The sequence below is a fragment of the Lysinibacillus xylanilyticus genome, from assembly GCF_001183605.1.
Lineage (GTDB): Bacteria > Bacillota > Bacilli > Bacillales_A > Planococcaceae > Lysinibacillus > Lysinibacillus xylanilyticus.
In genome coordinates, this window is sequence record NZ_LFXJ01000007.1 from 1 (window position 1) to 19091 (window position 19091).

At 37.3% G+C, this 19091-nt stretch carries 21 protein-coding genes; 20 read left to right on the forward strand and 1 reads right to left on the reverse strand.

The window, feature by feature from the left end; all coding sequences use genetic code 11:
• The first annotated feature begins 154 nt into the window (after window positions 1–154).
• From ACZ11_RS14850 to rsmI, 12 genes are all read left to right on the forward strand, one after another.
• The gene (locus ACZ11_RS14850; RefSeq protein WP_049667337.1) at window positions 155–589 is read left to right on the forward strand and encodes a hypothetical protein; all 435 of its coding nucleotides are present in this window, start codon (window positions 155–157) and stop codon (window positions 587–589) included.
• Window positions 590–1352: 763 nt separating this feature from the next.
• A complete protein-coding gene (locus ACZ11_RS14860; protein ID WP_049667339.1) occupies window positions 1353–1889 on the forward strand; it encodes an HXXEE domain-containing protein in 537 nt (178 codons plus the stop codon).
• Between the two features lie 90 nt (window positions 1890–1979).
• On the forward strand, window positions 1980–3404 hold the full coding sequence (locus tag ACZ11_RS14865; RefSeq protein ID WP_049667340.1) for an aminotransferase class I/II-fold pyridoxal phosphate-dependent enzyme: 1425 nt from the start codon (window positions 1980–1982) through the stop codon (window positions 3402–3404).
• A gap of 17 nt (window positions 3405–3421) precedes the next feature.
• Window positions 3422–4051 (forward strand): dTMP kinase, encoded by a 630-nt coding sequence (gene tmk / locus ACZ11_RS14870; protein ID WP_049667341.1) that lies wholly within the window; start codon window positions 3422–3424, stop codon window positions 4049–4051.
• Window positions 4052–4338: 287 nt separating this feature from the next.
• Complete coding sequence (locus tag ACZ11_RS14875; RefSeq protein WP_049667342.1) at window positions 4339–4668, forward strand: cyclic-di-AMP receptor; 330 nt, start codon at window positions 4339–4341, stop codon at window positions 4666–4668.
• A 364-nt stretch (window positions 4669–5032) separates the two neighbouring features.
• Complete coding sequence (locus ACZ11_RS14880; protein ID WP_049667343.1) at window positions 5033–5473, forward strand: YaaR family protein; 441 nt, start codon at window positions 5033–5035, stop codon at window positions 5471–5473.
• Window positions 5474–5660: 187 nt separating this feature from the next.
• Window positions 5661–6665, forward strand: a complete 1005-nt coding sequence (holB, locus tag ACZ11_RS14885; RefSeq protein ID WP_049667344.1) for a DNA polymerase III subunit delta' — start codon at window positions 5661–5663, stop codon at window positions 6663–6665.
• A complete protein-coding gene (locus ACZ11_RS14890) occupies window positions 6658–7473 on the forward strand; it encodes a PSP1 domain-containing protein (protein ID WP_049667345.1) in 816 nt (271 codons plus the stop codon). The genes holB and ACZ11_RS14890 overlap by 8 nt, the downstream gene beginning before the upstream one ends.
• Window positions 7474–7500: 27 nt before the next feature.
• Window positions 7501–7857: a DNA replication initiation control protein YabA gene (gene yabA / locus ACZ11_RS14895; RefSeq protein ID WP_049667346.1), complete on the forward strand. Its 357-nt coding sequence runs from the start codon at window positions 7501–7503 to the stop codon at window positions 7855–7857.
• Between the two features lie 63 nt (window positions 7858–7920).
• Window positions 7921–8670, forward strand: coding sequence for a tRNA1(Val) (adenine(37)-N6)-methyltransferase (locus ACZ11_RS14900; RefSeq protein ID WP_049667347.1), 750 nt, complete (start codon window positions 7921–7923; stop codon window positions 8668–8670).
• The gene (locus ACZ11_RS14905; RefSeq protein WP_049667348.1) at window positions 8654–8917 is read left to right on the forward strand and encodes a GIY-YIG nuclease family protein; all 264 of its coding nucleotides are present in this window, start codon (window positions 8654–8656) and stop codon (window positions 8915–8917) included. The genes ACZ11_RS14900 and ACZ11_RS14905 overlap by 17 nt, the downstream gene beginning before the upstream one ends.
• The gene (gene rsmI / locus ACZ11_RS14910) at window positions 8914–9786 is read left to right on the forward strand and encodes a 16S rRNA (cytidine(1402)-2'-O)-methyltransferase (RefSeq protein ID WP_049667349.1); all 873 of its coding nucleotides are present in this window, start codon (window positions 8914–8916) and stop codon (window positions 9784–9786) included. Before ACZ11_RS14905 ends, rsmI begins: the two co-directional genes overlap by 4 nt.
• A 382-nt stretch (window positions 9787–10168) precedes the next feature.
• On the opposite strand, the gene ACZ11_RS14915 is transcribed toward rsmI, so the two are convergent.
• Window positions 10169–10447 carry an AbrB/MazE/SpoVT family DNA-binding domain-containing protein gene (locus ACZ11_RS14915; protein WP_049667350.1) on the reverse strand — a complete coding sequence of 93 codons (279 nt, stop codon included), beginning with the start codon at window positions 10445–10447 and terminating at the stop codon, window positions 10169–10171.
• 574 nt (window positions 10448–11021) lie between these two features.
• Between ACZ11_RS14915 and metG the strand changes: the two genes are divergently transcribed.
• The 8 genes from metG (at window position 11022) to ispE (ending at window position 19082) form a co-directional block, all read left to right on the forward strand.
• A complete protein-coding gene (gene metG, locus ACZ11_RS14920; RefSeq protein ID WP_049667351.1) occupies window positions 11022–12998 on the forward strand; it encodes a methionine--tRNA ligase in 1977 nt (658 codons plus the stop codon).
• 253 nt (window positions 12999–13251) lie between these two features.
• Window positions 13252–14022, forward strand: coding sequence for a TatD family hydrolase (locus tag ACZ11_RS14925; protein ID WP_049667352.1), 771 nt, complete (start codon window positions 13252–13254; stop codon window positions 14020–14022).
• Between the two features lie 135 nt (window positions 14023–14157).
• Window positions 14158–15369, forward strand: a complete 1212-nt coding sequence (locus tag ACZ11_RS14930; protein ID WP_049667353.1) for a G5 and 3D domain-containing protein — start codon at window positions 14158–14160, stop codon at window positions 15367–15369.
• A gap of 277 nt (window positions 15370–15646) precedes the next feature.
• The gene (rnmV, locus tag ACZ11_RS14935) at window positions 15647–16213 is read left to right on the forward strand and encodes a ribonuclease M5 (protein ID WP_049667354.1); all 567 of its coding nucleotides are present in this window, start codon (window positions 15647–15649) and stop codon (window positions 16211–16213) included.
• Window positions 16206–17087: a 16S rRNA (adenine(1518)-N(6)/adenine(1519)-N(6))-dimethyltransferase RsmA gene (gene rsmA / locus ACZ11_RS14940; protein ID WP_049667355.1), complete on the forward strand. Its 882-nt coding sequence runs from the start codon at window positions 16206–16208 to the stop codon at window positions 17085–17087. The genes rnmV and rsmA overlap by 8 nt, the downstream gene beginning before the upstream one ends.
• A 157-nt stretch (window positions 17088–17244) precedes the next feature.
• Window positions 17245–17505 (forward strand): biofilm formation stimulator Veg, encoded by a 261-nt coding sequence (veg, locus tag ACZ11_RS14945; RefSeq protein WP_049667356.1) that lies wholly within the window; start codon window positions 17245–17247, stop codon window positions 17503–17505.
• A 112-nt stretch (window positions 17506–17617) separates the two neighbouring features.
• A complete protein-coding gene (locus ACZ11_RS14950) occupies window positions 17618–17800 on the forward strand; it encodes a small, acid-soluble spore protein, alpha/beta type (RefSeq protein WP_049667357.1) in 183 nt (60 codons plus the stop codon).
• Between the two features lie 415 nt (window positions 17801–18215).
• Window positions 18216–19082, forward strand: a complete 867-nt coding sequence (gene ispE, locus ACZ11_RS14955; protein ID WP_049667358.1) for a 4-(cytidine 5'-diphospho)-2-C-methyl-D-erythritol kinase — start codon at window positions 18216–18218, stop codon at window positions 19080–19082.
• The last annotated feature ends 9 nt before the right edge of the window (window positions 19083–19091 follow it).

Here is a 19091-nt window from a genome sequence, read left to right on the forward strand (position 1 = left end):
GGGGGCTTCCCCCTGTGAGAGTAGGACGTCGCTAGGCACAAAGCAACCACTGAGAAATCAGTGGTTTTTTATTATTTTAAAAATTCAGTAATAGACCCCTAAAAAATGTTAAAATTTAGTTGATCTAAATGAACAAATAAAGGGGTGTATAGAAATGGCAACAGGGTTATATAGTGAAAATATTCAAATTGAAAAAGCAAAGCTACAGGAGTTTATTCAAAATAAAGGGGAATGGGCTGTACTAATACCCGGTTATTTACATCATGAATTACCAAGTGAACAAAATATGATTTGGGTATTTAAAGGGGATTTTGGAATTATCCAAAAAGCAGTAAAGGTTGAGCTTAAGGACAAAGAATCAAATCCAAATAAAGTGATGTTTGATTTGGTAGGTTTGTCAGATCCGATAAATGGTGATGGTTACTTTGAAATTACACAAGATCAGGATGGTACATGTCAGTTAGTAGGTAATTTAACAATGAAGGCAAGTGGCTTCTTAGCGGGGATGATGAATCCAATTTTAGAGAAGTTTGTACCACTATTAGTTGAACAACTAGTACAAGAGATGGTGGTAAAGGCTAGTATCTAGTATGTTAGTAGAGAAATTAAAGCCTCCGGCAATTATACCGAGGCATAATTGATTATAGTTTGTAGTGATAAAAGTAGAATGTCATGAAATATAAAAGATTGTTGCTATTAGTGGCAATGATCTTTTTATGGTTCATCATCAAAAGTGGTGGATGACATTAGTTAATACGTATACCATTTATCTTCATTCAGTAGAAGACTCCTACCTTTGAAGGTGGTGAGATGAATGCGGATGTAGTTCCCTTTCAGTTTCAAATACCTACTGAAATATTGGAGCCCAGTCTAAGATCACCACGCCCTGTGGCAACGACTGAGTGCCCAACATTATGTTGTTGCTGTCGCTTCGTTAGCACTGCGCTTTCGCACAAAAAACATCTGCTGCTGACGCTACGCTTTCGCGCAAAAAACATCTGTTTGCCTAAAGCTTCTGGAATGCAATTATGCTAAGGCGAAATTGATATAAGTTGATTGGAGTGGAGATCGGACGCCCCCTTGGGGATTAGCGATAGAGGAACGGAGGCTAAAACCATCACGTCCTGTGATAACGGCTTCGTGACCAACATCGTGTTGGCCCGAGAGACCCTGCAGCGAAGCGAAGCGGCTCATCGGACGCCCCCAGGAAGCTCTGCTCTACGCGAAAGCAACAACAAAGCGCCCAATCGGAACAAAAATCAACCACACGTTATGATGATGAACTATTTTTTGGGGGAAACATTTGAGCGATTAAGCGATTACTCAATATATTTTATAAAGGAGGAATCATCATGGAACAATGGATAGGTATTCAAACACTTATCTGGCTATTTCCTATTATGTTTATTCTTCATGATTTTGAAGAAATTATTATGGTTGAAAAGTGGCTAAATAAGAATTCTATTATTTTGTACGAAAGATTGCCGAAAAAAATTGCTGATCGAGTTATGAAACAGTTCTCGATGTCGACAGCGCAGTTTGCGGTAGCAGTAATCGTAATATTCATCTTTGTAAGTAGTTCCACTTTTATAGCAAATCAGTATGTGAATCAAGGGCCATATGGAGATATCTACTTTTTTACTGTTGTTACGCTAACCTACTTTCTACATGCGTTCACTCATCTTGCTCAGTCTATTTTTCTTCGTTCTATTACACCCGGTGCACTCACATCTTTGATAATCGTCATTCCATACAGTTTTGTTTTGTATCATTCGTTATTAGTCAATAAAGTCATAACTTGGGACATTATTTTTGTATGCCTGCCATTTTGTCTTTTAGTGATTCCTATTGCATTACTAGCGCATTGGATTGGGAAAAAGCTTATCTGAATTTCACCTTATTTATATCCATTCAGCAAATGTTTTAGTAACGTAAGTGTTATAATTAACTAAGAATATAACGGAAATGGGTGTTTTGCTTTGCAAAAGAAAAAGCCGATTGTAGAAGGGTTAGAGCGCTTTCGACAACAACAAAATATTTCCTTTCATGTCCCAGGCCATAAGCATGGAGAACTATCTCATCTCCCTCAGCCCTTTAAAGATGTAATGCGATATGATGTAACTGAATTATCAGGTCTTGATGACTTACATCACCCAGAAGAAATAATATTAGAGGCAGAAAACTTATTGGCAGATACATATGGGGCAATGAAAAGTTTCTTTTTAGTAGGTGGATCTACAGTTGGAAATTTAGCGATGATATATGCCACATGTAAAAAAAGTGATACGATCATTGTCCAACGTAATGCACATAAGTCTATATTTCACGCAATCGAGCTTGTGGGAGCAAAGCCTGTATTTGTTTCCCCGCTATGGGATGAACGTACATTAACTGCAACACATGTTTCTTATAAAGATTTAAAAGAAGCAGCTGATTATTATCCAGAGGCCCGTGCAGTAGTTTTAACGTATCCTACTTACTATGGTATGACATCTAAAGAAATACAGCAGCAGATTGCGTATTGTCACGAGAAAGGTATTCCTGTTTTAGTGGATGAAGCACATGGAGCCCATTTTAGTGCATGTACCTTATTTCAGCCATCAGCAGTGACATTTGGTGCGGATGTAGTAGTACAGTCTGCACATAAAACATTGCCTGCTATGACAATGGCATCCTTTATGCATGTTAATTCTAACTTAATCGATGTCGATAAAATAAATCACTATTTACGAATGCTACAATCTAGTAGCCCATCCTATCTATTATTGGCTTCTTTAGATGATGCACGCTATTATATACAGACATATATGGAGAGTGATGGTGCATATATAATAGAAAAAAGGAATCAATGGATAGAGGCATTACGAGCTATTGGCTCTTTAGAAGTTATAGAGGTAGACGACCCTATAAAATTATTGTTACGTGTTGATGGTTATAGCGGTTTTCAATTACAAGAAGCGTTAGAAGCAAAGCATGTATATGCAGAACTAGCAGATGCGAATCAAGTGTTGCTTGTGCTACCTTTGTTGAAACAGGGACATAACTATCCATTTGCAGAAATACGTGTCCGTATTAAGGATGCTGTAACACTGTTATTAAGTATATCAAAGATGGAAACAATGACTGCTTCACAAACAGCTTATAATTTTGTGGCTATTTCGGAACCAGCCTATACATTTGATGAAATTGAAAAGTCGGAAAAAGAATGGTTACCGTATATGCGAACAATGGGACGTATCTCTGCTAGTATGATAATTCCTTATCCACCAGGTATTCCATTGCTTCTTCCAGGCGAAAAAATAACAGTAGCAAAGCTGAGCCAGCTAGAGGAATTACTGGTTAGTGGTGCAACGTTTCAAGGAAATCACCGTTTAGAAGAAAAGATGATTGAGATCATTAAATAGTTGGAGGCAATAACAGCATGAATTGCAATTTATTTATTACATTTGAAGGTCCAGAGGGCGCTGGAAAAACAACAGTCATTCAAAAAATAGCCGAGCGACTTGCAGAAGAAAATATTGATGTATTAGCAACGAGAGAACCTGGTGGTATTGAAATTGCTGAGAAAATTAGAAGCATTATTTTAAACCCTGAACATACAGCCATGGATGAGCGTACAGAAGCATTATTATACGCAGGGGCGAGAAGTCAGCATTATTTTGAAAAAGTAAGACCCGCGTTGGATGCTGGTAAAATGGTTATTTGCGATCGATTTATCGATTCCTCATTAGCATACCAAGGATATGCACGTGGTATCGGCGTTGATGAAGTATTATCTATTAATGAGTTTGCAATCGGCAAGAAGTTGCCTGATATGACAATATTATTTGACCTTGCACCAGAGGTTGGCTTGGCACGGATTCATGCTCATGGAGATCGAGAAGTAAATCGCTTAGATGTTGAAAGTTTAGCTTTTCATAAGAAGGTTCGAGAAGGATATTTACAGTTAGTGGAGCGTTACCCAGAGCGTATACATGTCGTCAATGCAGACCAAAATATTGAGCGTGTGGTTGAAGATGTATGGTCATTAATATATGAAGCAATACAGTAAATGCATGAAGTTGTCTACCACAATGTGATATAATGGTAACATCTATAATCATTCGGTGAATGTCTTCTGCGCGTAAGCGAAGCGACAGCAGCTGAATGCGGATATTGTTCCTATTCAGTAGATATACAAACTACTGAAATAGAGGAACACTGGCGTATGTCACGGAATCGAAAAGGAGTACTTTGTGCAAGCATAAAGCCGAATCCGGACACAATTATGCCGAGGCATAATTGATATAAGGTAACTAAAATTTATTTAGATGAATTTTATCAAAGGGGTGAGTGCGAATGAAGTTAGTCGTAGCTGTAGTGCAAGATCAGGATAGCAGCCGTTTATCGAATGCTTTAACGAAAAATCAGTTTCGCGCAACTAAATTAGCGAGCACAGGAGGATTTTTACGCTCTGGAAATACGACGTTTCTTATTGGAACGGAAGACTCTCTCATACCCAAAGTTTTAGATATTATTCGTGATAATTGTCGAGCACGAGAACAAATGGTTGCCCCTGTTTCGCCATTAGGCGGGAATACAGATTCCTATATACCTTATCCTGTAGAGGTAGAGGTAGGAGGAGCGACGGTTTTTGTATTACCAATTGAACAGTTTCATCATTTTTAACTTCTTTTAGCAAATGTCTTTTGTAACGTAAGTGAAACGGCAGTTACAGAAGTCTTCCACCTCAATAGGTGGTGAAATGAATGCGGTTTTAAGTCACTTTTCAAAGGATAACCAAACACCACTGAAATAGAGGAACTCAGTCTAAGAACGCCACGTCCTGTGGCGATGACTGAGTGACCGACATCACGTTGGCCCAAAGCCTCCGGCGGATGTCGCGGAATCGGAAAGGAGTACTTTGTGCTAGCACAAAAGCCGATTCCGGACGCAATTATGCCGAGGCATAATTGATATCAGTGCTGCGTTAAATGAGAAGTACAGCACAATATATGTATTTGATAATGAAAGCAAGTGGGGGCGAAACAGCTTGAAGATCAATCAAGATTTACGTGTCGGGTTAAATACTAATCGTAAAGAGCCACTGCATAACAATAATCAAAATAACCGATTTGGAGATATGGTCGTCAAGCAAGGAACCAAATTACAGACTGAACAGCTTACACGATTGCTAGGGGATATTTCTACAGCAGGTGATCGTGTTGCAAGATCGCGAAATTTACGAGAACTTGCTCGTTTTAAAATGCTTGTTAAACGATTCCTACAAGAAACTGTAGAGCATGGTATGGATTTAAAGCAATCACATACATGGAATCGTTTTGGTGAAGGAAGACGCTTGAAAATAATTGAAACTATTGATACGCGTCTTGTAGAGCTTGCGCAAGATATTTTAGATGAAGAAAAGGAAGCAATTGACCTTCTTGATAAAATCGGTGAGATTAAAGGCTTATTAATTAATTTGTATATGTAAAACCCGTGTCTCGTTCTCTTGTAGGCGCGGGCTTTTTTCAAATCTATTCAGCAGGCAATTTTTTTTTTGCTGAATGACATAAAACTAATCTATTTGCTCTGAAACCGCAGATATTTCTGTACTAAAATTGAGCAATAGGAAACAATTATGCTATGAGTGTAATTGATATAGGAAGGAATATAAATATATGGCCAAGAATGTTGAAGAGCTATTCACACTACAACCAGTCGTAATGAAGCAGCTTCAAACGATTTTTGACAAAAATAGATTAGCGCATGCATACATTTTTGATGGCGAAAAAGGGACAGGCAAAGTAGATATTATGCAGTTCTTTGTCAAATTAATGCTATGTGAGCAACCAAATCAAAATGTTCCATGTGAAACATGTCGAAATTGCAGACGTGTTGATTCGGGTAATCATCCAAATATTCATCAAATTTATCCAGAAGGTCAATTTATAAAAATTGATCAAATACGTGAATTAATTGCAGAAATGAAGATGATGGGTGTTGAAGAGGGGCGTAAGATTTATGTACTTCATCATGCAGACCGTCTCAATATTGCATCTGCAAACATGATACTTAAATTTTTAGAGGAACCTGAGGGTGAGGTAACTGCAATTTTGTTAACGGAGCAAATGCAGTCAATTTTACCAACGATTCGTTCTCGCTGTCAGCATATTAAATTTCAAAAAATGCCTCGACACATATTATTAAAGCATTTGCAAGATAACAATATTTCTTACTCAATGGCTTCTACAGTAAGCATGATGACGAACGAGCTCGAAACAGCTATGATTTTAGCGAATGATGAGCAGTTTGCACATGCTCGAAAAACAGTGTTAAAATTAGTAGAGGCAATTCGTCAGAATGTACATGAGGCAATGCTTGTTGTACATGAAGAATGGTTGCCACTGTTTAAAGAAAAGGGCGAGATGGAGCAAGCATTAGATTTACTACTATTTGCTTACCGTGATATAGTGTCAATAAAAGCTAATCCCGAAGCAGCTTGTACTTACCCAGACATGTTACAAACATTTAAAGAAGCTGCGCTACATTCGACTTATGAACGTCTATCTAGTCAAATGGAGTCCATCTTACAGGCACGTTCATCTTTACAGCGTAACATGAATAGGACGTTAATGATGGAGCAGTTAATGCTAAATCTGCAGGAGGGGTATACATTTGTATAATGTAGTGGGAGTCCGTTTTAAAAAAGCGGGTAAAATATATTATTTTGATCCAGCATCATATCTACTAGAGGACAGTCAATATGTCATTGTAGAGACAGCTCGCGGTGTAGAATATGGTAAAGTAGTTGTCCCTCAAAAGGTTGTTGAGGATAATGATGTTGTATTACCACTTAAACAAGTTCTACGACCAGCGGATGAACGTGATCGTATCCAAGTAGAGGAAAATGCTGCGGAATCAAAGCGCGCATTTGAACTAGCAAGTACAAAAATCATTGAGCATAATTTAGAAATGAAGCTCGTTGATGTTGAATATACATTTGATCGTAATAAAATCATCTTTTATTTTACGGCTGAAGGACGCGTTGATTTCAGAGATCTTGTAAAAGATTTAGCGTCGGTTTTTAGAACACGTATCGAACTTCGTCAAATTGGTGTACGTGATGAAGCGAAGTTGTTAGGTGGCATTGGTCCATGTGGCCGTATGCTGTGCTGTTCAACTTTTTTAGGAGATTTTGAGCCGGTTTCTATTAAAATGGCTAAAGATCAAAACTTATCTTTAAATCCATCTAAAATTTCAGGTCTTTGCGGTCGTTTAATGTGCTGCTTGAAGTATGAAAATGATGAATATGAGGAAGCAAAAGAGGGCATGCCAGACGTTGGTGAAATGACGATGACACCAGATGGCCGCGGTAAAGTTGTAGGTTTAAATGTACTGGAAAGACTCATTCAAGTATATTTACAAGAGCAGGAGCGCACAGTTGAGTATACATTAGAAGAACTGCTAGCATGCGAAAAAAATCTTATTTAAGATAGAGAATTGGACGAGGTGGCTTGGGTGAAGGACCGTAATTTCTTAGATACCGTTATGGAGTTCGAACAACAGCTCGAAGCAATGCAGGAGCAATTTGGTGCATTGAAACAATTTGTAGCGTTAATGATGGAGGAGCATAAGGCACTCGAAACAGAAAATCATCACCTTCGTACACGTCTAGAAGAACTACTTTCTAATGAAAACTCTGTACAGGCTGCTGATGAGAAGAAAGAGAATCCGTTAGATATTGGCGAAGGTTATGATAACCTAGCACGTTTATACCAAGAAGGCTTCCATGTTTGTCATGTTCATTTCGGAAGTTCCCGTAAAGGTGAAGACTGTCTGTTTTGTCTATCATTTTTAAATAAACAAAATGTGTAATAGAAGGCTGATTCCCACTATGGTGGTGTCAGTCTTTTGTTTTGTATAGTAGGAGGAAGAAACATGGAAAATTGGTTGAAGGGTGATGAACGATTAGACTATTTATTGGCTGAGAATTTACGTATTATTCAAAGTCCCTCTGTCTTTTCGTTTTCATTGGATGCAGTGCTACTTTCGAAATTTGTCAATGTTCCATATCATAAAGGGAAAATTGTTGATTTGTGCTCAGGTAATGGTGTAATCCCACTTTTTCTAAGTGCCAGAACAAAGGGACATATTACAGGAGTAGAAATTCAACCACGTTTATTTGATATGGCTGAGCGAAGTATCCGTTACAATAAATTAGAAGAACAAATTCATATGGCCCTTGGTGATGTGAAGGAAATTCCTAAGGAGCTTGGTATTGAAAAATATGATGTTGTAACGTGTAATCCACCATATTTTTTAGCACATGAAGCTAGTGATAAAAATTTAAGTGAGCATTACGCTATTGCACGTCATGAACTATATTTAACGTTAGAGGAAGCAATACAATCAGCAAGTAAATTGTTAAAACAAGGCGGAAAGGCGGCTTTTGTTCATCGTCCTGGTCGCTTACTAGATATTGTTACGGCAATGCGTGCAAATCGTTTAGAGCCTAAACGTATGCAACTTATTTACCCGAAAGAAGGTAAAGAGGCCAATACACTATTAATAGAAGGAATTAAAGACGGTAAGCCTGATCTGAAAATATTACCGCCCCTGTATGTTTATGATGCGAATAATGAATATACAGCAGAAGTGAGAGAAATCCTTTATGGAAAAGAACAATAGCCATTATTTTTATGTGTTAGAGTGTGCCGATCAATCCTTTTATGCTGGCTACACGAATAATGTAGACAGGCGTGTCGATATACATAATGCTGGTAAGGGAGCGAAATATACGAGAGCGCGAGGACCAGTGGAATGTATTTATGTAGAGGAATTCGATACAAAACAAGAGGCGATGCGTGCAGAATATGCTTTTAAACAACTAACACGAAAGCAAAAAATGAAATATATAGGGAGAGATGACGCATGATATCACAGAAAAGTACAATGCACGGTCATACAGGTTGTTTATATTTAGTGGCTACGCCTATTGGTAACCTAGAGGATATGAGCGTACGTGCGCTACGTATTTTAAAGGAAGCAGATATTATTGCTGCCGAGGATACACGTAATACAAAGAAGCTATGCAACTACTTTGATATAGAAACACCACTGATAAGCTATCATGAACATAATTTAGAGGTGGGGGGAGAAAAGCTATTAGCCTTCTTACGTGAAGGAAAAACAGTCGCATTAGTTAGTGATGCTGGTCTACCTTGTATTTCCGATCCTGGTGCAGATATAGTCGAAAAAGCAATCGAGCAGGACTTTCCAGTTGTGCCGGTGCCAGGTCCCAATGCAGCAATATCAGCATTAATCGCTTCTGGATTAACACCGCAGCCATTTTTCTTTTATGGATTTTTAAATCGAGGAAAAAAGGAACGTCGACAGCAGTTAGAGCAACTAAAAAAACGTCAGGAAACCATTTTGTTTTATGAGGCTCCGCATCGTATAAAGGACACTTTAAAAGATATGGAAGCTATTCTTGGTAATCGTCGAATTGTATTAGCTCGCGAGTTAACTAAAAAATTCGAGGAGTTTTTACGTGGTACGTTGGCTGAAGCAGTGGAATGGTCACAAACAGAGGAAATTCGAGGGGAATTTTGTATTGTCCTTGAAGGAAACGAGAATGCCGAGGAAGAAAATAGTGAAGAAGCTTATTGGATGACAATGTCTATTGTGGAACATGTCGATTATATTATTAATGATACAGGTGTTACATCAAAAGAAGCGATAAAAGAAGTAGCAAAACTACGTCAAGTAGCGAAGCGAGAAGTCTATAATGAATACCATAGTTAATGGAAAGAGGTTGCCTAAATAGGGCGACCTCTTTTTTGTATATCTATTCAAATAAGTGGCTTATTACCAGCAGTTCGGGAAGATACTGTTAAAACGCATGCCATATATCAGTTGATTGAAGCGGCTCATCGGACGCCCTAGGAAAGCGCCCAGCCGGAACGGAAATCAACCACACGTTAGATGTGAGCATATAAATCATTTAAATTGATAATAATTGTAAAAAATAGTACCCTTAATTATGAAAGGTCTGACATGGACATTATAAGGGTCTTAATAATTGGTTATATTATATTTTATTGCACTTTAAAAAAGTTAAATATTCGAACTCGATAATAAAAACAAAACACCCAAATCACTGTTCTGGATTTAGGTGTGTTTCAAATTAATTTTTTAAGTTAGATTGGATTTCTTTTACTAACATTTCTGCGCCTTCAGGGCTTAAAATTAATTTGCCTCCAACTAGACGGAAGTTATCATCAGAAACTTCACCAGTTACAGCACATGTCATGTTAGGCATATATTTTTTTAAGATGATTTTGTCATCATCCACATAGATTTCTAAAGCGTCTTTCTCTGCGATACCTAATGTACGGCGAAGTTCGATTGGAATTACTACACGACCTAATTCATCGACTTTACGAACGATTCCTGTTGATTTCATAATTATTTTTCCTCCTAATATTAAAAAGTTATATTGGTATTTCGTCAAATTTCGACATAATTTCTTTGTCTGATAGTTATCATACCAAGTAATGCCATAAACGTCAATTAATTAATACACTAATATTATTGCTTTGAAAAAATTTTTTGAGGAGAAAATAGATATTTTGGTTTTTTTAAAAGGTTTTTATTATATATTTTAATTTATAGTAAAAAAGCTTCTTATTTAAGACATTAAATGGATTGATTCTATCATTCGACATTTTTCGCCGTAAGATAAACTATTAATCAATTGTGCCTCGGCATAATTGCGTCCGGAATCGGCTTTGTACTTGCACAAAGCTGATTCTGTGACATCCGCCGGAGCCTTTAGGCCAACAGATGTTTTTTGTGGGAAAACGAAGCGGCAGCAACAACACGATGTTGGTCACTCAGGCGTTTTCACAGGATGTGAAGGCCTTAGCCTGAGTTCCTCTATCTCAGCGAGTGTTTGGACACCCGCTGAAAGAAGTTGAAACGAATTTCGTACTTAGTTAGAATAGATAGTATACTGTGAAACAATGGAGGCAGTTCTTGTGAGCGAACAAAACAAAACATTCTATATAACAACCCCTATTTATTACCCAAGTGGGAAATTCCATATCGGTACAGCGTATACAACTGTAGCATCAGATACAATTGCACGTTATAAACGTTTACGTGGTTATGATGTACGTTTTTTAACTGGAATGGATGAGCATGGGCAAAAAATTCAAGAAAAAGCTGCAGAAGCGGGCAAACATCCTCAAGAATACGTGAATGAAATTGCAGATGCTGCGAAGAAACTTTGGGCATTAATGGACATTTCATACGATGACTTTATTCAAACAACGCAAGAGCGTCATACGAAAACTGTCGAAAAGATATTCCAAAAGTTTTTAGATAATGGTGATATTTATAAAGGTGAGTATGAAGGTTCGTACTGTACGCCATGTGAATCATTCTTTACTGAGACACAATTAGTAGATGGTAACTGTCCAGACTGTGGTCGTCCAGTACACAAAGTTAAAGAGGAATCTTACTTCTTTAATATGAAGAAATACGCAGATCGCCTATTAGCTTATTATGAAGAAAACCTTGGTTTCATTGAGCCTGAATCTCGAAAAAATGAAATGATTAATAACTTCATTAAACCAGGGTTAGAAGATTTATCTGTTTCAAGAACTTCATTTGACTGGGGTATCAAAGTTCCTGGAGATCCTAAACATGTAATTTATGTATGGGTAGATGCCTTAACTAACTATATAACGTCTTTAGGTTATCTTTCAGAGGATGAAACATTATTCAATAAATATTGGCCGGCAGATGTACATGTAGTTGGTAAAGATATTGTTCGATTCCATACTATTTATTGGCCAATTTTCTTAATGGCACTAGATTTACCACTTCCGAAAAAAATATTTGCCCATGGTTTTATAATGATGAAAGACGGAAAAATGTCTAAATCAAAGGGCAATGTTATTTATCCTGAAATGTTAATAGAACGTTATGGCTTAGATGCGACAAGATATTTCTTATTGCGTGAGTTACCATTCGGATCTGATGGTGTATTTTCGCCAGAATCTTTTGTTGAACGTACAAACTTCGACTTAGCAAACGATTTAGGCAATTTATTGAATCGTACTATTTCAATGATTAATAAATATTTCGACGGCATTATTCCAACTGAAAATCTTCAGTCGACAGAATTTGATGCAGCTTTAAAAGAACAAGCGGAATCGGTACGTATTAAATATGAAGAAAGTATGGAAAAAATGCAGTTTAGTGTCGTATTAGCGGACGTATGGACGCTTGTTTCGAGAACGAATAAATATATAGATGAAACTCAACCGTGGGTGCTAGCAAAAGAGGAATCAGATAAGCCAAAACTAGGCGCTGTTATGCGAAATTTGGCGGAAAGTTTACACCAAATCGCTGTCATGTTACAACCATTTATGACATCTACTCCCAAACGAATTATTGAACAGTTAGGCTTGGATGACAAATTCTTAGCATGGGAAACAATTGAAACATTCGGCAATACTATTCCAGCAAACATTAAAGTGGTAGAAAAAGGTATTCCGATTTTCCCACGTTTAGAGAGTGAAGTTGAAATTGAATATATTCGTGAAGAAATGCGTGGTTCAGTGAAAACTCCACAAGTGGAAGAAACAAAAGATGAGCAAAAAGCTGCGGATATTCCAGAAATTCCTGAAATTACTATTGATGATTTTATGAAAGTTGATTTACGTGTAGCTACTGTAACAGGATGCGAAACTATTCCGAAGGCAGACAAATTATTAAAGCTTCAAGTAGATCTTGGATATGAGCAACGACAAGTAGTTTCAGGTATTGCAAAGTTTTATTCTCCAGATGAATTAATTGGTCAAAAAGTGATTGTAGTCACTAACTTAAAGCCAGTTAAATTACGCGGTGAATTATCGCAAGGAATGATTCTAGCTGGTGAGAAAGATGGAATTTTAAAATTAGCATCGGTTGATCCGAAACTAGAGAACGGCGCAAAAGTTAAGTAAAAAATTTTAAGAAAGCCTGCTGAGTGTAAAAAGTTCAGCAGGCTTTTAAAATCCGCTTTGAAAATAAGTAGTTTATTATCTTGAAATAATTTATACACATTATTCATTGGGTTTTTTTAGGTATATAGTAACAAGTGAGGTGTCTGAGGTTATGAGTAATGTTATAATACTAAATTGTTTGTAACAAAATTGTAACACTGGCGAAAAATATGAAATAATATTTTTTAATAAAATCTATGTTAGGAGAATGACGATGTTCATTGATACACATGTACACTTAAATGCAGATCAGTATGAAGACGATTTACAAGAGGTTATAGATAGAGCTCTTGAAGCCAAAGTAGAAACGATGGTTGTTGTTGGTTTTGACCGCAAAACTATAGAAAAAACAATGCAACTGATTGAACAATATGATTTTGTTTATGGTGTCATTGGTTGGCACCCGGTTGACGCCATTGATTGTACAGAACAGGATTTAAAATGGATTGAGGAATTAGCGGCGCATCCAAAAATAGTTGGTATTGGTGAAACTGGGTTGGACTACTATTGGGATAAATCTCCGAAAGATGTTCAACAAGCACTATTCCGCAAGCAAATTCATTTAGCGCAAAAGCTGAATTTACCAATCATTATTCATAACAGGGATGCTACTGGAGATGTTGTACAAATTTTGCGTGAGGAAAACGCTGCTTCCGTGGGAGGTGTTATGCATTGTTATAGTGGCAGTGTGGAAACCGCACAGGAATGTATTGCTATGAATTTTATGATTAGTCTTGGGGGGCCGGTGACATTTAAAAATGCACGAATGCCGAAGGAAGTGGCGACAGAAATACCTTTAGAGCATTTGATGATCGAAACAGATGCACCGTATTTAGCACCTCATCCATATCGAGGAAAACGTAATGAGCCAGCTTTAGTGCCATTAGTTGCAGAAGAAATTGCCCGTTTAAAAGAATTAACAATTGAGGAAATTGCACAGGTAACGACAGCCAATGCGAAAAAATTTTTTAGGATTGACAATTAACTAGCTGAGATGCCTCCAATACTGAGTTTGTGGTCGGCTAAAAAGGTAATGTCAATTTTCTTTGAAATACATTCGGGTTGACAGTGCCAAATCTAGTACGTATAATCCAACTTTGTATTAAGGAGGCGTTTTTTCATGTCAAATAATTCCATGAAAAACTTGTTCTTAGGATCATTGAGGAGTAAGCAAACAGTGATAAGCATTATTTCACTTGTCCTGTTTGTATCTGTAATTTCATTTGTACTTTATCAAGGTACTAAAAAGTCCGTAACGCTTGATGCGGACGGTGAAAAAATCGAAGTAACAACACATGCCAAAACTGTAGAACAATTATTACAAGATCAAAATATAGACGTAGCAGAGCATGACAAAATATCACCCTCTCTGAACACCAAAATTGTTAATGGATTAGCAATTTCATGGGAACAGGCAAAAGAAGTAACTATTTCAGTTGATGGAAATCAGTCAAAAGTTTGGACAACTGAAACACAAGTGAAAGACATTTTGAAAGAAGCAAATATCGAAGTATCAGAACATGATTCATTAGCACAAGGTCTAGATACTGAAGTAGGGGCAGACAACAAGATCGATATTCAAAAAGCGTTTCAAGTATCGCTTGTCGATGGCGTAAACAAAAGACAAGTATGGTCCACTTCGACTACGGTCGCTAACTTTTTAAAACAACAAGGAATTCAACTAAATGAATTCGATCGTGTCGAGAATAACCTGAAGGACGTAATCATTCCGCAGAGTAAAATCACAGTAGTTCGCGTAGAAAAGGTTATCGATGTAGTGGAAGAATCTTTAGATTTCGCAATTGAAAAGAAGCAGGATGCTTCATTGCAACAGGGAAAACAAAAAGTTGTAACAGCTGGCCAAAAAGGAATAATGACTAAAACGTATGAAGTCGTGAAAGAGAATGGCCAAGTTGTAGCTAAAAATCTACAATCTAAAAATGTTGTAAAAGAATCGAAAAAGCAAGTGGTTGCAGTAGGTACTAAAACTGTAGTAGCTAGTGCTGCGACTGTATCACGTGGTTCATCGGAGCCAGCTAGCGGTAAAGAGTTTTATGTAACGGCAACTGCTTATACTCCTAATTGTACTGGTTGCTCGGGGATATCTGCCACTGGCATTAATTTAAAATCAAACTCTGGATTGAAAGTAATTGCTGTGGACCCTTCTGTTATTAAGCTTGGCTCAAAAGTTTGGGTTGAAGGCTATGGAACAGCTATAGCAGGGGATACTGGTGGTGCAATTAAGGGTAATCGGATCGACATACTTGTACAATCTGAATCCCAAGCTAGTAATTGGGGAGTAAGGAAAGTGCGTATAAAAGTATTAAATTAAAAAAATTGTAAAATTAATCAAAAATTAAAAATGTTTTTCACTATTATTAGCTTTCCTGTTTTGACTGGCGGGAAAGCTTTTTTATCTTTTTTCAGTAATTTGTTCTGGAGGATAAAACCTAGCTATATCTACATAAAGTGCTGCTCGAAGGCGAAGTGTCAACGATAGCAAAATTAAGAGAGACTATTATAAGAAGGTGAATAGCCGTGTATTTCTGTACAATCGTACAGTGCAGTTGTAAAATGGTCTGAAGATAAGGTAGAAAAGAGGAGCCTTTTTGCAAATAAAAGAAATCATTGTAGTTGAAGGAAAAGATGATACAACAGCTATTAAGCGAGCTGTACAAGCAGATACTATAGAAACAAATGGATCGGCTATTTCAGAGGAAACACTGAAGAGAATTCAACATGCACAGGATAAAAGAGGCGTTATTGTTTTTACTGATCCAGATTATCCAGGACGTCGAATTCGTGCCATTATCGAAGAGCATGTAAAAGGTGTAAAACACGCTTTTTTACCGAAAGCCAAAACAATTGCGAAAAACGGTAAAGGACTAGGCATTGAGCATGCAGCAGATGAGGATATACGTGAGGCTCTGCAACATGTCTATACCCCTAATGAGGTTGTGCCAACGACAGATGATATCACTCTCGAGGATTTAATGACGGTGCATTTAATTGGCCATCCACAGGCAAAAACTCGTCGTGATCGTCTTGGGGAGATTTTGAATATTGGTGCAACAAACGGTAAACAACTTCATAAAAGATTAAAAATGTTTCAAATCACAGAAAAGCAATTTGGTGCGGCAATCGCACAGTTAGATCAGGAGGAAAACGATGCATAAGGATATTGCAACACCAATTAGAACACAGGAAATTTTAAAAAAATATGGATTTTCATTTAAAAAAAGCTTAGGTCAAAACTTTTTAATCGATCCGAACATTTTACGAAATATTGTTAGTCATGCAGATTTAACTGAAAATAGTGGTGCAATCGAAGTTGGTCCTGGCATTGGAGCGTTAACAGAGCATTTAGCAAGAAGTGCAAAAAAAGTTGTATCTTTTGAAATCGATCAGCGATTATTACCTGTATTAGAAGATACACTTAGCCCATATAATAATGTAACTATTGTACATTCAGATATTTTAAAGGCGGATGTTGAGAAGGTAATTCAGGAAGAGATGCCAGGTATTGAGGATATTATGGTTGTAGCGAATTTACCTTACTATGTGACGACACCGATTTTATTGAAATTACTTAATGATCGTTTGCCAATTCGCGGTTTTGTTGTCATGATGCAAAAAGAGGTTGCAGATCGTATTACGGCTAAACCAGGAACGAAGGAATACGGATCTTTATCAATTGCGATTCAATATTATGTAAAAGCTGATATTGCCATGACGGTACCGAAAACTGTTTTTATGCCTCAGCCAAATGTGGATTCTGCAGTGATCCGTCTTATTAAGCATGATGAACCTCCAGTAAAAGTGATTGATGAGGATTTTTTATTCGTTGTTACTCGTGCATCGTTTGTACAACGACGAAAAACAATCTTCAATAATTTACAATCAGGTTTACCAAATGGTAAGGTACACAAAGAAAAAATTATGGATGCTTTAAAAGCAGTAAATATTGAACCAACGCGTCGAGGAGAGACCCTAACCATCCAAGAATTTGGAAAATTAGCCGATGCACTATACCCTACATTTGCAAAGTGAAAAATTTTTGTTAACTTTTTTGAATATAAGTAAAAAAAACATGTTTTTTTTTGAAAAATAAGTTGACAATATTTATTAGAGGCTGATAAAATATTATATTTTGTTGACTTTTTTGGGCGAATCGCTTATACTATTTAGTAGTGAGGTGTAAGCGAAAATGCCAAAAACTTTAGCGGACATTAAAAAGTCGTTGGATTGTCATTTGGGTAAACGTTTGCAGTTAAGAGCAAACGGAGGTCGCAAGAAAACGGTCGAGTGTGCAGGGGTATTGCGTGAGACATATCGCGCTATCTTTGTAGTTGAGCTTGATCAAGAAGACAATACGTGCAAGCGCGTATCGTATAGTTACACAGATATTTTAACTGAAGCAGTAGAGATTACATTTTTAGACGAAGCAAAAGCTGCTATCGCAAAATAGTTTCTAGTACTTATTTCTATATTTTGAAACACTCATGTATGAAAAAAACTACATGAGTGTTTTTCGTTTTCTGGGACATACTAAAATCGTCAGTTGTTAAGGAGGAGTTTATATGCCTAGAAAAGGTATCATGTCACCTCGTTTAAAAGAAGAGATCGCTAAAGAACTTGGATTTTATGATGTTGTGCAACGAGAAGGCTGGGGCGGCATTAAAGCTCGAGACGCCGGTAATATGGTCAAACGTGCCATCGAAATGGCTGAAAGAGCAAATAGTGAGCAAGAGCATAATAAGTAGCCTCTTTGTGAAAATAGACTACTTATTATTTTGAATCTTTTTATTTTGCAGGAATGAAAACTTCCTGTAAACACAACAACACAACTGACGAGAAAGAACCGTTACACCAAATAGGGGTATACGGTTCTTTTTTTCCATTTTCGCTTTCCCATTATGGTAAAATAAAATGAATAATCTTGTGAAAGATGAATGACAGGTTTATCTTCACTCAGAAAATGTTTTATATAGCGAAGTGAACGCCAGCTACTGACGTTTTGTAACAGTTACAGAAGACTCCTACATCTAAAGGTGAGAGCGTGTAATTTCTATTCAGTGTGTATTAAAATATCGAACTGAATAATCTATGCGAAGGCGAAGCGTCAGCCGATTACGCTAAATGCGTAATTGATAAGTGTAGCTATAAGGAGGAAGAAAGATGCTTTATGTAAAGGCGCCTGCAAAAATAAATTTAACATTAGATGTACTTTATAAAAGACCGGATAATTATCATGAAGTAGAGATGGTCATGACAACTGTGGATTTAGCTGATCGTATTTGTCTGGAATCTCGAGAAGATGGAGTAATTGAAATATTTTCGACTGATAATTTCGTGCCAAATGATCACCGTAATTTTGCTTATCAGGCAGCGCGTCTAGTTAAAGATACATACGGCATTGGACAAGGTGTATCCATTACTATAGAAAAAGAAATACCCATCGCAGCAGGATTAGCAGGTGGTAGTAGCGATGCGGCTGCTACACTGAAGGGTTTAAATGAGCTGTGGAATTTAGGGTTATCTATAGATGAGTTAGCTGAATTAGGTGCGAAAATTGGTTCAGATGTTTCATTTTGTGTCTATGGTGGCACAGCATTAGCAACGGGGCGTGGAGAAAAAATTCAGGAATTGCCTGCACCGCCAAACTGTTGGGTAGTCTTAGCTAAACCTAAAATAGGTGTCTCTACTGCAGAAGTGTATGGAGGATTAAAGGTTGATGGGTTAGAGCATCCAAATACGAAGCAAATGATGCATGCTATTGAGACGGAAGATTATGAGTTACTATGTAAATCATTAGGGAATGTTTTGGAAACTGTAACATTTACGCTACATCCAGAAGTAGTAATGTTAAAGGAACAGATGAAACGCTTTGGAGCAGATGCAACATTAATGAGTGGAAGCGGTCCGACGGTGTTTGGATTAGTAGATAGTGAAGCTCGAGTAAGCCGCATTTATAATGGTTTACGTGGTTTTTGCGAAGAAGTATATGCCGTTCGGATTTTAGGCGAGCGAAATACGCTTGCTTAAAACCGCAAA